Below are 12968 nucleotides of genomic sequence, written 5' to 3' on the forward strand. Positions count from 1 at the left end.
TTGCTTTATTTCCTGCATTGTTGTTAGCCACAGAGTATCATCAACGTTGGGAAATCGAAAATACTATTGATGAGTTAAAAACTCATCTAAATGGGCGTAAAACTCCCATTCGTTCTCTCAAACCCCGTGAAGTTGTTCAAGAAATCTACGGTTGGCTTCTCAGCCATTATGCAGTTCGCACTTTAATGTTTCAAGCCGCGACTGCTGCTTCCATATCTCCTTTACGCTTAGGTTTTACTGGTACTCTCAAAGTCATTCGACGGGCTATTTCTGATTTTCAAGATGCTAATAGTGAGCAACTACCCTTTTTTTCTCCAAGCTGATTCTGGAAATCTTGGAGCAAAAAATCCCTCCAAGACAGGGTAGAACAAATCCCAGAGTAGTCAAAAAACCTCGTTCTAAGTTTCCAGCGAGAATTCCAATCCACTCAGGAGCGGGTACTAAACGTCAACCACTCACTTTTTTGATTCTCAATACTGCTTAATTCTTAACCGAGAAGTATTGGGTACTGAAGGAGGTATTGCCTATGAACTGACTCACCGAGGTGTACCTAAACAAGATATTGTCTTGGCTTTTCATTCTCCTTTTAAACGACAATTTACTGAGTTCGCTGTGGGTCAACCGTAGCTAAGTACCAAGTGCTGAGTATAAATGAGAAGAGGTTAATTTCAATTTACCGTTCCTAGATTGCTGAAAATTTCAATCAAATTGCCGTCGGGATCACGAAAATGGGCGGTGCGGAGTCCCCATATTGGACGATCTAAAGGTTGTGTGACAACCACAATATTACGTTCTTTGAGTCGTTCGTAGACTTCATCCACGTTATCGACTGCAAAAATCAAAGCCATTTTATTTTGACAATCTAAAGCCGAAGGTAGATAAGCACTGGGGATTGCTTCAGCCATCAAATCTTTTCTAAATAAAGCCAGCTTAAGGTTATCTCCAGTGTGCAACTCAGCATAGCCGCTATTTTCATCGCCCCAATCAATCCCAAAGCCCAGCACGTCACGGTAGAACAGAAAACAATCTATGTAGTTGGTTACTAGCAGCCTGATATGTGTTAACTGAAGCATGATAACTATTATGTTTATTAGTGAATATATTAACTATGAATTCTCGGCTCTGGATGTAAGTTTATCAGCAGACCGCTTTCGACAATTGCTAATTCATCAAGCCGTTGCTGGACTATTTCGCGGTCAAAATAAGTATCTGCTAAAACCCAGTATGTACCAAAGTGGCGTGCTTCCGATGCCATTAAGCTTTTATAAAACTTAGCTAATTCCGGCTCAGGACAATGTATTGCTAAAAGTCCCAGGCGTTCGTGACTGCGGGCTTCAATTAACCCGGTGACGAGTAAGGAATCTAAAAAGCGATCAGGTTCGTTGGGACGGACAGCCGTTTTTAAACCTGCACCGTAGGGAGGCGGTGAGAGAGGTGCAAGGGGTATGTTGCGGCGTTCTAGCCACTGGTTGACGAGTTCAAAGTGTTCTAATTCTTCACGAGCGATCGCAGTTAATTCCCTGACCATTTTGGTATTGGAAGGATAGCGAAACATAAAATTTAACGCCACCCCCGCAGCTTTGCGTTCGCAGTGGGAATGATCTAGCAAAATAATATCTAAATTTGCGATCGCTTGCTCTACCCAACCATCAGAGGTGGGTTGCTTCAGGGCGTTGATAGTCGTTAACACAGAAGTAAACACAGGCTGACGAAACTTAATAAATTGCAATCTTGCTGAGTATCCCAGCAAATTGATTGTAATGGGTGAAGAGACGCTATGGGCGATCGCTGAAGAGGCAGGGAAATGACCAAAATAAGTAAATCACCAAAGCGTAGCAATTTTCCTGCGTTGTTACATAAGTAATTTGGTTGATGTTTATCAACCCTACTTTATGAGGAGTAATTATCTATTGCTTTGGTGCTTTTTTAGCGGATACTTCCGCCATAAGGGTAAAAGTAAAGGGTTCATAAAGCCTATAATAGCCATCGATAAATTACTGTATCAGCCCACACAATTTTTCCTAGTTCATAAACTCTCTATTCGCCTAAAAGCAACAAAAAACCCCGGTAAAACTAACCGAGGTAAAAGGAAAAATCCAAATGTCGATGGGAGATCCGATACCGAAGTCAAAAAATCTTAGCTAACTGCAAAAGCAAACAAAACTAGAGCAGTAACAAATACAGTTGCAACTGCACCTTGTAAAACATATTGGCGTTGTTCCCAAATTGTTGGGTACTCAGCGTAATAGATTTGGGGTTCAGTTGCATAGTTATTGAGAATTCCGTCTTCATTAACAGTTGTATACATAGTTTTTTTCCTTGCTTGTTAACTTATGTAAACAAATTTAACAATATTGTTACAAAAAGTCAACAGGACTTGACAAAAAAAGTTTTATAGCTCTTATTAAGTTGACTTATCAGTGATGAAGATTCAAGCAAAGCTGATGTATGGAAAAATGCGATCGCAGTTTTTGAGCCTGATTGCCAAAAAAATCACCCCCGGTAGATTGGGGATGTCAATTGCGCTTGTGTGACAAAGAGGATAGTATTGGCAAGCATCAAATAAATAGACTAGGCGACACCTTGAAATATTCACCAAGGGCTTTTGCCTGCGCCTTGCTAATCGAGCGCTTACCATTCACAATTTCAGATACCACACCACTTGAGCCGATAATTCCTACTAAATCTGCTTGACGGGTTCCACTGGCTTCCATAATGTGTTGCAAAATTTCATGAGGAGAAGATTGATCCATTGGATAATTCTCTGTCTCATACGCTTCGATTAATATTACTAGCAACTTGTATAAAGCTTGTTCCTCGTTTGTGCGATTCTTCTTAAAAGTTAGCTGTTCTACTAAATTCAATATACGTTCGTACTCTTCTTCTGTATCGATGGCAGTAGGAACTACTTCAGCTAATAAATTGCGATAGGCACTTTGGTCAAAAGTAAGGATCATTTTTCCATTTATCTTTATCGTATTCAGCGTGTGTTAGAAAATATTTATAGTAAACAACCTGATTTTCGTAGTCGATACCGACAATCAAGCGATAATTATTACCTTTAATATTGAAAACAGTAAAATTTCCAACCGCTTCTGCATCTCGATAAATTCTCCGAACATCTTCTAAACTCTGCCAATCTGCTTTCTTAACAGTTGCATACCAATCATCTATTTGCTTTTTGACATCAGGAAACTGATCTGTATCAGAACGAAGTTGACGAATCGAAATTAGATGCATTTATATTTAAGTTGTTTGTCATATTTATTTGTCAATAACAATCAACTATATTATAAATCTCTCATTTTGAGAGCTTAATGTCAATATCTTATGTTTCTGATGCCACGATAAGACCTTGGAGTCAAACTCTGGGTAGTTGAGCAGAATACTTTGGGAAGAAGTGCATCTTGGCCATAAAATTCTACACGGGGAACTAAACAGAGTGCATCCCCAATTCACCGTTAGCCGAGGAGTTTTGTTGTGGACTTATCCCGTATTTCTGCTCAACCAAAACCGGGTATTATTAACGTTCTGATTGAAATCCCAGGCGGGAGTAAGAATAAATACGAGTATGACAAAGAATTGGAAGCATTTGCCCTAGACCGAGTGCTTTATTCTTCGGTCAGATATCCATATGATTACGGCTTTGTGCCGAATACTTTAGCTGATGATGGCGACCCACTTGATGGTATGGTCATTATCGACGAGCCAACCTTTCCAGGCTGTGTCATTGCAGCGCGACCGATAGGCATGTTAGAGATGATCGATGGTGGCGATCGCGATGAAAAAATTCTTTGTGTACCAGACAAAGATCCACGCTATACCCACGTCAAATCTCTCAATGACGTAGCACCACACCGCTTAGATGAAATTGCTGAATTTTTCCGCACTTACAAAAATTTGGAAAAGAAAGTAACGGAAATTCTCGGTTGGCAGGATGTTGGTAAAGTTGCATCTTTAGTAGAACAGTGCATCAAAGCTGCTAAATAATCATCACTGAGTTAGGAGTTAAGAGTTATGAGTATTTATTCTTAACTCTCAACTCCTCATTTTTAGTTACCCTGGAGTAAACTGTTCAAAAACCTACTCACTAGAGTCAGGCAATCACAAAAATAAAAAATTTGTTAATTGCAGATTGTAAACCTGGCCACAAAAACCTAAAAATAAAATGCAGCGTACAGTCCTTTTGGCAAAAATTCACAACTGCACCCTCACCGGGGCGAATATTAACTATGTAGGAAGTATTAGCATCGATGAAATGTTGTTAGAAAAAGCTGGCATCTTACCCTATGAGCAAGTGCAAGTAGTGAATATTGCTAATGGTGAGCGCTTCATTACTTATGCAATTACGGCTCCAGCCCATTCGGGAATGATTGAGTTAAATGGGGCGGCGGCACGTCTAGGCATTGTAGGCGATCGCTTGATTATAATGGCTTACGGGCAGTTCTCTTCGGAAGAGTTAAAAAATTACTCTCCTACGGTAGTCATTGTGGACGAAAAAAACCGACTATTAGAAGTGCGGCACTACGATGACCTGCTCAGTAAGGTCTAATTTTCAAAAAAATGTCAAATTTTGCGCCGTCGGATTCCCAAGGCTCCGTAACTGAAATCGCAACTACGTCCCCAAGTAGTTCTGTCGGTGAATTTTTTGTGAAATTTTGGGGTGTTAGGGGTTTGATTGCTACCCCAGGTAGTCATACTAACCGCTATGGGGGCAATACGGCTTGTGTAGAAATGCAACTAGCAGACAAACGCTTGATTTTTGATGGGGGTACTGGCTTGCGTACCCTGGGGAAAAACTTGCGGCTGCTGCAACAGCCTATAGAAGCATATTTATTTTTTACTAACTCCCAATCTAATCGCATTCAGGGGTTTCCCTTTTTTGCACCAGCATTTATCCCAGAAAACCGCTTTCACATTTACGGTTCGGCTGCTTCTAATAGTGCCTCTATTAAACAATGTTTGGGCGATCAGATGCTCCAGCCGCACTTTCCCTACCCTTTACAGGTAATGCAGTCAGAGTTGCAGTTTTACCATTTGACTCCTGGTAATGATGTGAAGTTAGATGAGGTCACGATTTCTGTAGGATTAATCAATCAAACTCAGCGTTCTGTTGGCTACTGTATTTCTTGGCAGAACAAAAGTGTTGCTTACCTCACGGATTTGACCAAAAGTGCTGATCCTGTCGATCAAGAGCAGATATTACAGATTGTGAAAGGTGTTGATTTGCTAATTGCCAACGCCACTTATGTTCCTCCAACAGCCAACAACCACGAATCATCTGATTTAGACTGGCAAGCGGCTGTAAAATTAGCCCAAAGTGCTGAAGTGCAAAAGTTAGTCATTTCCCATCATCATCCAGACGACGATGATGATTTTCTCGACCAAGTTCAAGCCGATGTTCAATCGGTCTTTCCGCAAGCCTTACTAGCCTTTGAAGGTCTGGTGTTATCAGTTGGCAAGTAATTTACATAAATTAATTTATATGACTACAGCAATCTTCTGGTCATTATGCGATCGCTGTTAGTAAAAACCTGAGGGGCGACGCTGTTAAAATACCATATGACTAGCAGCGACTCACCCGCACACCTCACAGCCATGACTACAACGATTGACTTTCTCAGTCACCTTAACCCCAGCCAACGTCAAGCCGTAGAACACTACTGTGGCCCGTTGTTAGTTGTTGCTGGCGCTGGTTCCGGTAAAACACGAGCGCTGACTTATCGCATTGCTAACCTAATTCTCAAACACCGTGTTAATCCTGAAAATATCCTGGCGGTAACTTTCACAAACAAAGCCGCACGGGAAATGAAAGAACGGATTCAAAAGCTGTTCGCCGAAGAATTGGCAATTACTCAACACGGTAAGCGATTTGAGTTGTTAGCAGACCACGAACAAACAAAGCTGCGATCGCAAGTTTACCGCACAACTATTAAAGATTTGTGGTGTGGTACTTTCCACAGTTTATTTTCGCGGATTTTGCGCTTTGATATAGAAAAATATCAAGACGAAAAAGGACGGAAATGGAATCGAAATTTTTCTATTTTCGACGAATCTGATGCCCAAGCTTTAGTTAAAGAAATTGTCACCAAACAATTAAACCTCGACGATAAAAAATTTGAATCTCGTTCTGTCCGCTACGCTATTAGCAACGCTAAAAACCAAGGTTTATCACCCCAAGAGTTTGAACAAGAACAACCCAATTATCGTGGACGGGTAATTGCTCAAGTCTACAGTTCCTATCAAGATAAATTAGCACAAAACAATGCTCTCGACTTTGATGATTTAATTCTTGTTCCTACGAAATTATTTCAGCAAAACGAGCACGTTTTAGGTTACTGGCATCGCAAATTTTGTCATATTTTGGTCGATGAATATCAAGATACTAACCGCACTCAATATGATTTGATTCGGCTGTTAGTTACAAATGGCGAAGATAGAAAGAGTAAATGGAATTGGCAGAATCGTTCAGCATTTGTTGTAGGTGATGCAGATCAGTCAATATACAGCTTTCGGATGGCAGATTTTACCATTCTACTGGAATTTCAGAACGATTTCGGTGATGGTTTGCCTGATGAAGATACCCGCACAATGGTGAAGTTAGAGGAAAACTATCGCTCTTGTGAAAATATTTTACAAGCGGCTAACGAACTGATTGAAAATAATACCCAAAGAATTGATAAAGTTCTCAAACCAACGCGGGGAAGCGGCGAACAAATACATTGTCACAAAGCTGATGATGAACTTGCAGAAGCAGATTTTGTGATTCGGCAAATTCGGACTTTAGAACAGCAACATCCAGAATTAAATTGGGGTAGTTTTGCGATTCTTTATCGGACAAATGCCCAATCTCGCCCATTTGAAGAACTGTTAGTCAGAAATCAAATTCCCTACACAGTTGTGGGTGGGATGAAATTTTATGACCGCAAAGAAATTAAAGATGTTATAGCTTATTTAAGAGCGATCGCTAACCCATCTGATACAGTCAGTTTATTGCGAGTCATCAACACTCCCCGCCGAGGAATTGGCAAAGCCACCATTGATAACTTGATTAACGCCTCTCAGCAATTAGGTGTCAGCTTGTGGGAAATTCTCAGCGATGAAACATCCGTGAATACATTAGCCGGGCGTTCTGCAAAATCGGTAAATGGTTTTGCTCAAATGATTAGCCGCTATCAAGAACAAGTCGCAACGGTTCCAGTTTCCGAAATTGTCATGGGTTTGTTAGAAGAATCTAACTATGTCAAAGACTTGCACAATCAAGGTACAGATGAAGCGGAAGACAGAATCCAAAACGTCCAGGAACTTTATAACGCCGTTCTGCAATTTCAAGAAGAAAATGAGGATGTTTCGTTGACAGCTTTTTTGCAAAGTACCGCCCTCAGTTCTGATTTAGATAACTTAAAAGAAGGACAGACTGCGGTTTCGTTGATGACTTTGCACGCTTCTAAAGGGTTGGAGTTTCCCGTAGTATTTTTGGTGGGGTTAGAACAGGGATTATTCCCGAATTACCGTTCAATGAATGATCCTGCATCTTTAGAAGAAGAACGCCGTTTGTGTTATGTGGGAATTACCCGCGCCCAAGAACGGTTGCATTTATCACACGCCCGCGAACGCCGTTTATATGGTTCACGAGAACCCGCAATGCGATCGCAATTTCTCGATGAGTTACCCGCAGAATTATTAACTAGCCAAAGTAAAGTTCATCAAACTTATACCAAAACTGCTGCAACAAATCGCGGACAGCAAGAAGGATCTCAAAATTGGCAAGTTGGTGACAAAGTGCTACACAAAACCTTTGGAATTGGTGAAATAACTCATGTTTTCGGTGCAGGAAATAAAATATCTGTGGCGATTAAATTTGCTAGTTTAGGGCAGAAAATTATTGACCCTAGAGTAGCACAGTTACAAAAAGTAGATTGAACGAGCAAAAATAATTGTGATATAAAATATTGATTATTAACGAGGATATTTTTTAAACATCGGAAGAAATTAACCCTAAATTTATAGTTTGTTGAAGTGCTTTTTCAAAAGTAATTCCTTGTTTAGTAGAAATATATAAAAGTACGATTGCTGCTGAACGGATGGAATTATCACAATGAATTAAAGTAGGTTTAGGTAGTTGATTGATAATTTCAAAAACATCGAGTGCAGCTTGATGGTCAATTTCTTCAAGGTTTGTCGGAAAATTAATGTACTGCAATCCTAACAACTCAACTTTTTCTTGTTCGTCATCCAGTGAGCTTTTTTCATCTGGCGATCGCAGGTTGAGTACAGACTTATAACCATTATCAGCCAAGTGTTTTAGCTGATCTACTGTAATTTGTCCTGCGATCGCTAACTCATCATTAATTTTCCTAACAGTAATCATTTTTGCCGCCTTACTTTAGTATGGGCGATTTATTTAGCCGCCCATTCACCTTAATACTTATGTTTATCATCAGCAATATCGCCTTCAAAAGGTTGAACTCCTGAGGCTGGGTAGTTATCATCTCTAGGGCTAAAAATTCTCTTGACTGCACCTAAGATATAAGTGATTACTTGGGTTGCTCCATTTATAATTGACTTCAGTATTTTTGAAATAGACATAAATTATTCTCCTGATTTATTTTTGTTGTTAAAAACTTAATCTGCGGCTAAACAATAAATTTATTTAGCTTCATTTTTTATCTGTAAGCATCTCTCTAATAAGGTAATTGCGTCATAATCCCAGCTTTTTTCTAATCTCTCTCGTAATTGATAAACATGCCAAAACTTAAAAGGGTTTAACAATGTTGCTTGATGAAAAATTGGCTGAATAATGAAATGCCATAAAACAGCACAATTTTTTAGTAAATAATTATGATTTTTAGACATGGTAGTGCATTTTGAGATATTGATCAGAAGTAACCCCCAACAGAAAAATCAAGAAATCGAAAAATCTTCTACAAATTGCGGCCGTGTTATTGGTTGTCGCAAAATTAGTCCTTCACCACCAAGAGGATGATCTGTATCAATTGGTTCGCCTGCAACCGAGATGAAAACCTTAGCTTTTGGATCAATACTAGTAGCAGTATAGATGACCTGTGCTACGCGATAAGCCATTGAAGTACTACCACCACCTTGACTAAATTCTGGCGATAGGTTTACATAAATTCCTGCTTGAGTAACACGTAGACTTAGTAATTTTGTCCCAGAGGGAATGGTTGTGTTTAAATCAGCAGTTTTAGGATTATTCAATAGATTAGTAAATGCTACTTTTAAAGCCTCTTCTAATGTTAATCCTGCTGTTAAAGTTACAGGCTGAGGAACTAAGTGAATATGGTTATGATCAACTTTTAACCAATAAGTTTTTGGCTCTAGTTGTAGGACTTCTGGTGTAGATTTAGGTGTAATTGCCTCTACTTTTTGAGGAACAACTAATGGCGGAAGAGTTGTTTCTGGAAGTGAATAATTTGGCAAATTATTCACCTGTGTAGATGAAGTTTGCTGATTTACAGATGTTGGCTTGGTTGTTTGCCAAGTCCACCAAGCAATTCCTCCAGATACCCCCAATGTAAGTAGTGCAAAAGCAGCGATCGCTTCTCGATATACTGGATAGTTGCGTTGCGTTTTCATAACGGACTCCTGTAAATCTGGTGAATGGAAACAAACATCAGACCGATTTGTGCTGAAGTCTTGTCTTAACCAGTGTGAAATTGAGTCAAGCCATAAAGGTTAGCGATCGCTCTTTTTACTGACACTTTCAATTTAAGAGAACAATTTGAGGAACTTGTGAAGGAAAGCAACAGTGTTACAACTTGGGTTTTCTGCTGGGTTTGGGTTTAGTCCGAGGACTGCTACTTGAAACTTTGCGTTTCTTGGCTTTGCTAGTACCAATTAAACCGTGAATCCCTTTTTTTTGTACGCGCTTGTATGCGGAACCGCCCCAATCGCTGAGAGAATGACTCATTGCACCAATTTCTAAACCGATAAATAAGGCAAGACATTCTGTACCGTAACCAACAAGCGATCGCTCAACATTTTTACCCAAATCTTGCCAATTAAATGCGGTATTCCCCAGCTTTTCGACAATTACCAAAGAGATAAAGGACGCGATCGCCAGCAAACAGGAAAGGTAAATCACCCGCAACGTCGTACCAATAATCGGCCCGTGCGATAAGAAAGAACGATGACGGAGACTTTTTTGATAAGGTAGCCAAATCCAGCGCAAGAAGCCCCAGCGTTGGTATTGACGAGAGTAGATATCTAAGTCGGGGCCAAACATCAGACCACCAAACATAAACCCGCCAGCCACCAGCAACGTCACATTGCTACTGCGAGTCTGCCAGAAAGTCACACCCGCCACAAATGGCAAAGTCCACAGAGTAATGCGATCGTGCGTTCGACCAGAAGGCATTTAAAGGTTCTCAAAAATACTTAAGAATTTTTTCTCAAAAATACTAGCGCGATTAAAAAAATTTTGCTATATTGTTTGTTAGTGAAGTTAACGGGCGGTTAGCTCAGTTGGTAGAGCGCCTGCCTTACAAGCAGGATGTCATCAGTTCGAGTCTGGTACTGCCCATATTATTGAAAGCCGCTATTACAGCGGCTTTTGTGACTTAACACATAATTTGGACGTAATGGCAAGCTTATGCTTCCAGTAAAGGGCAGCAAGATTAGTGCGTCCAGCGTTTAAAGCTTAAAAGTTTCTCAATCATCCTGCCAAGGTTATAAAACCAGTCAATATCTAGCGTAATACAGGAAGAATGCGATCGTGAACTCAACTTGATTGAAGACATATAAAGTCACAACTGAGTTAAAGAAACCCTAAAACTAGTGGTGCACCACACAAACTCTGCGTGGCGCACTACTAAAGCTTATTTTTAGAGTTCAAAGCTGAAACTTTCGATGAAATGTCATTTGACCTTTACTGTTATATTCATCAGGTAATGACAGTTGGCTGTTCTCTACCTGTGAAAGTACGAATTTGAGCAATTTCATCAGCGATCGCAATCAAATCTGCTAGTGCTTGCTGGGTATCGAGGTTTTGTTTAGCAGTATCCGGTTCGTAAGATTCTAGATAAACTCGCAAAGTTGCTCCGTGAGTACCAGTACCAGATAGACGGAAGACAATGCGAGAGCCATCAGTAAATCCAATCCTAATACCTTGCTTTAGACTAATGCTGCTATCAACTGGGTCAGTGTAGCTAAAGTCATCGCTATACTCAACCTCATACTTACCAAACTGCTTTCCTTTCAGATTTGGTATTTGCGATCGCAGTTGCTCTATCAAGGCATTGGCTGGCTCGGCATCTACTTCTTCATAATCGTGGCGAGAATAGTAGTTGCGTCCGTAAGTCTGCCAGTGTTCGAGGACAATCTCTTCTACAGATTTTTGGCGTACTGCCAGAATATTCAGCCAAAATAGTACTGCCCAAAGTCCGTCCTTTTCTCGAATATGGTTGGAGCCAGTGCCAAAGCTTTCTTCTCCACAGAGAGTAACTTTACTTGCATCTAATAAATTGCCAAAAAACTTCCAACCGGTAGGTGTTTCATAGCAGTCAATTCCCAGCCGTGCTGCTACTCGGTCTACTGCTTGACTAGTGGGCATAGACCTTGCTACTCCTGCTATACCCGCCTGGTATCCTGGAACTAGCTTGGCATTGGCAGCTAAAATTGCCAGGCTATCGCTGGGTGTAACGAAAAACTTGCGCCCTAAAATCATGTTGCGATCGCCATCTCCATCGGAAGCTGCACCGAAATCCGGGGCATTTTCTCCATAAAGAATATCCACTAGTTCGTGAGCATACACCAAATTCGGGTCAGGATGTCCGCCGCCAAAGTCTTCCAAAGGTGTACTGTTACGCACGCTTCCTGAAGGTGCGCCCAATTGATGCTCGAACAAAGCATGGGCATAGGGGCCAGTCACTGCATGAAGTGAATCTATACACAGCCGGAAGTTACCAGACGTTAAGAGTTGGCGAATGCGAGCAAAATCAAATAAGGACTCCATTAATTCTTCATAATCCTGCACGGAGTCAATGATTTCGACAATCATTTCTCCCAGTCGAGATTCACCCAAAGTTTCTATATCTACATCTGGTGCATCTAGGATTTGGTATTGCTCAATTACTTTGCTGCGGGCGTAAATATCCTCTGTCACTTTTTCCGACGCAGGCCCGCCGTTACTGGTATTGTATTTAATACCAAAATCACCCTTTATACCACCGGGGTTATGGCTGGCAGACAAAATAATACCACCAAGAGCTTGATACTTGCGAATGATACAAGATACGGCAGGAGTGGACAAAATTCCTCCCTGACCCACCTTAATTCTACTCACACCGTTAGCCGCAGCCATCTTTAAGATAATTTGAATGGCTTGACGATTGTAGTAACGACCATCACCGCCCAAAACTAAAGTTTGTCCTTGTAAACCTTCTACTGTGTCGAAGATAGATTGGGTGAAATTTTCTAGGTAGTGAGGTTGTTGAAAAATACTTACCGCTTTCCGCAGCCCAGAGGTGCCGGGCTTTTGATCTGTAAAGGGGGTAGTGGAAAGTGTACGAATATTCGTTGAGATATTTAAAGAACTCATTTTTCCTTTTCGGCTGGTTAGTTTCAGACTCCCAAACAAGGAAGCCACATAAGATAATAACGTTGCGATGGTTGTTGACTCTGAGTGAATAAGCTAATAAAAAATAGATTTATAATTTAGTAGATAACATTTAAATTTAGTTTGATAGTTATGAGTATGGCCAATTCTCGATTTTGATTTCTATCTAATAAAATATCAGTACTATTTAATATTTGGGTATTCTTAATATAAGAAAATATTTTACTAGAAACATTTTTGCAAAAATATTTTATTTTTAGGTTAAATCAAGATTAATCTAAGTGAAAAAAGCAGGGGAGCAGGGAGCAGGGGAGAAAAACCACCCACAAGGGGTGGGGCTTCCCTACGGGACGCTACGCGAACAACCAAGGGAGAAAAGGAGCAAGGGGGC

The 12968-nt window shown here is 40.5% G+C and carries 15 protein-coding genes, 1 tRNA gene and 1 pseudogene; 7 read left to right on the top strand and 10 right to left on the bottom strand.

Going from position 1 to position 12968, the window contains the following annotated elements:
* Together IQ259_RS25365 and IQ259_RS25370 are read left to right on the top strand one after the other, a co-directional pair.
* A partial coding sequence (locus tag IQ259_RS25365; protein ID WP_339383828.1) for a transposase occupies nt 1–323 on the top strand: 323 nt, incomplete at its 5' end.
* Between the two features lie 181 nt (nt 324–504).
* Nucleotides 505–627 (top strand): annotated as a pseudogene (locus tag IQ259_RS25370) (element excision factor XisI family protein); the annotation flags it as partial.
* Nucleotides 628–668: 41 nt separating this feature from the next.
* On the opposite strand, the gene IQ259_RS25375 reads toward IQ259_RS25370, so the two are convergent.
* From IQ259_RS25375 to IQ259_RS25395, 5 genes are all read right to left on the bottom strand, one after another.
* Entirely contained in the window at nt 669–1076 is a 408-nt protein-coding gene (locus IQ259_RS25375) for a VOC family protein (protein ID WP_193888781.1), read from the bottom strand.
* A gap of 26 nt (nt 1077–1102) precedes the next feature.
* A complete protein-coding gene (locus IQ259_RS25380; RefSeq protein WP_193888782.1) occupies nt 1103–1702 on the bottom strand; it encodes a tRNA isopentenyl-2-thiomethyl-A-37 hydroxylase MiaE in 600 nt (199 codons plus the stop codon).
* A 435-nt stretch (nt 1703–2137) separates the two neighbouring features.
* A complete protein-coding gene (gene psb34, locus IQ259_RS25385; RefSeq protein WP_193888770.1) occupies nt 2138–2308 on the bottom strand; it encodes a photosystem II assembly protein Psb34 in 171 nt (56 codons plus the stop codon).
* A 250-nt stretch (nt 2309–2558) separates the two neighbouring features.
* Nucleotides 2559–2957, bottom strand: a complete 399-nt coding sequence (locus IQ259_RS25390) for a type II toxin-antitoxin system HigA family antitoxin (RefSeq protein WP_193888771.1) — start codon at nt 2955–2957, stop codon at nt 2559–2561.
* A complete protein-coding gene (locus tag IQ259_RS25395; protein WP_193888772.1) occupies nt 2941–3240 on the bottom strand; it encodes a type II toxin-antitoxin system HigB family toxin in 300 nt (99 codons plus the stop codon). Before IQ259_RS25395 ends, IQ259_RS25390 begins: the two co-directional genes overlap by 17 nt.
* 240 nt (nt 3241–3480) lie before the next feature.
* Here IQ259_RS25395 and IQ259_RS25400 point away from each other — a divergent pair, with 240 nt between their 5' ends.
* From IQ259_RS25400 to pcrA, 4 genes are all read left to right on the top strand, one after another.
* On the top strand, nt 3481–3990 hold the full coding sequence (locus IQ259_RS25400) for an inorganic diphosphatase (RefSeq protein WP_193888773.1): 510 nt from the start codon (nt 3481–3483) through the stop codon (nt 3988–3990).
* A 178-nt stretch (nt 3991–4168) separates the two neighbouring features.
* Complete coding sequence (gene panD, locus IQ259_RS25405) at nt 4169–4552, top strand: aspartate 1-decarboxylase (RefSeq protein ID WP_193888774.1); 384 nt, start codon at nt 4169–4171, stop codon at nt 4550–4552.
* Nucleotides 4553–4563: 11 nt separating this feature from the next.
* A complete protein-coding gene (locus IQ259_RS25410; protein WP_193888775.1) occupies nt 4564–5466 on the top strand; it encodes an MBL fold metallo-hydrolase in 903 nt (300 codons plus the stop codon).
* Between the two features lie 132 nt (nt 5467–5598).
* Nucleotides 5599–7923: a DNA helicase PcrA gene (gene pcrA / locus IQ259_RS25415; protein ID WP_193888783.1), complete on the top strand. Its 2325-nt coding sequence runs from the start codon at nt 5599–5601 to the stop codon at nt 7921–7923.
* A 52-nt stretch (nt 7924–7975) separates the two neighbouring features.
* Here the strand turns inward: pcrA and IQ259_RS25420 are convergent, their stop codons facing one another.
* The 4 genes from IQ259_RS25420 to IQ259_RS25435 form a co-directional block, all read right to left on the bottom strand.
* Entirely contained in the window at nt 7976–8371 is a 396-nt protein-coding gene (locus IQ259_RS25420) for a beta-lactamase hydrolase domain-containing protein (RefSeq protein WP_193888776.1), read from the bottom strand.
* A 50-nt stretch (nt 8372–8421) separates the two neighbouring features.
* Nucleotides 8422–8589 carry a hypothetical protein gene (locus IQ259_RS25425; protein ID WP_193888777.1) on the bottom strand — a complete coding sequence of 56 codons (168 nt, stop codon included), beginning with the start codon at nt 8587–8589 and terminating at the stop codon, nt 8422–8424.
* A gap of 315 nt (nt 8590–8904) precedes the next feature.
* A complete protein-coding gene (locus IQ259_RS25430; protein ID WP_193888778.1) occupies nt 8905–9597 on the bottom strand; it encodes a GerMN domain-containing protein in 693 nt (230 codons plus the stop codon).
* Nucleotides 9598–9772: 175 nt separating this feature from the next.
* Entirely contained in the window at nt 9773–10378 is a 606-nt protein-coding gene (locus IQ259_RS25435) for a metal-binding protein (protein WP_193888779.1), read from the bottom strand.
* Between the two features lie 92 nt (nt 10379–10470).
* Here IQ259_RS25435 and IQ259_RS25440 point away from each other — a divergent pair.
* Nucleotides 10471–10543: transfer RNA gene (locus tag IQ259_RS25440), tRNA-Val, on the top strand.
* A gap of 360 nt (nt 10544–10903) precedes the next feature.
* Here the strand turns inward: IQ259_RS25440 and IQ259_RS25445 are convergent.
* Nucleotides 10904–12559 (bottom strand): alpha-D-glucose phosphate-specific phosphoglucomutase, encoded by a 1656-nt coding sequence (locus IQ259_RS25445; RefSeq protein ID WP_193888780.1) that lies wholly within the window; start codon nt 12557–12559, stop codon nt 10904–10906.
* Nucleotides 12560–12968: the final 409 nt, after the last annotated feature.

Origin of the sequence: Fortiea sp. LEGE XX443 (genome assembly GCF_015206815.1) — a bacterium.
GTDB lineage: Bacteria > Cyanobacteriota > Cyanobacteriia > Cyanobacteriales > Nostocaceae > Nostoc_B.

Excerpts from the sequence above, each read along its gene's own strand:
- psb34 (WP_193888770.1), bottom strand. The coding sequence starts at position 2,308 with ATGTATACAACTGTTAATGAAGACGGAATTCTCAATAACTATGCAACT.
- IQ259_RS25390 (WP_193888771.1), bottom strand. The coding sequence starts at position 2,957 with ATGATCCTTACTTTTGACCAAAGTGCCTATCGCAATTTATTAGCTGAA.
- IQ259_RS25395 (WP_193888772.1), bottom strand. The coding sequence starts at position 3,240 with ATGCATCTAATTTCGATTCGTCAACTTCGTTCTGATACAGATCAGTTT.
- panD (WP_193888774.1), top strand. The coding sequence starts at position 4,169 with ATGCAGCGTACAGTCCTTTTGGCAAAAATTCACAACTGCACCCTCACC.
- IQ259_RS25410 (WP_193888775.1), top strand. The coding sequence starts at position 4,564 with ATGTCAAATTTTGCGCCGTCGGATTCCCAAGGCTCCGTAACTGAAATC.
- pcrA (WP_193888783.1), top strand. The coding sequence starts at position 5,599 with ATGACTACAACGATTGACTTTCTCAGTCACCTTAACCCCAGCCAACGT.
- IQ259_RS25420 (WP_193888776.1), bottom strand. The coding sequence starts at position 8,371 with ATGATTACTGTTAGGAAAATTAATGATGAGTTAGCGATCGCAGGACAA.
- IQ259_RS25425 (WP_193888777.1), bottom strand. The coding sequence starts at position 8,589 with ATGTCTATTTCAAAAATACTGAAGTCAATTATAAATGGAGCAACCCAA.
- IQ259_RS25430 (WP_193888778.1), bottom strand. The coding sequence starts at position 9,597 with ATGAAAACGCAACGCAACTATCCAGTATATCGAGAAGCGATCGCTGCT.
- IQ259_RS25435 (WP_193888779.1), bottom strand. The coding sequence starts at position 10,378 with ATGCCTTCTGGTCGAACGCACGATCGCATTACTCTGTGGACTTTGCCA.
- IQ259_RS25445 (WP_193888780.1), bottom strand. The coding sequence starts at position 12,559 with ATGAGTTCTTTAAATATCTCAACGAATATTCGTACACTTTCCACTACC.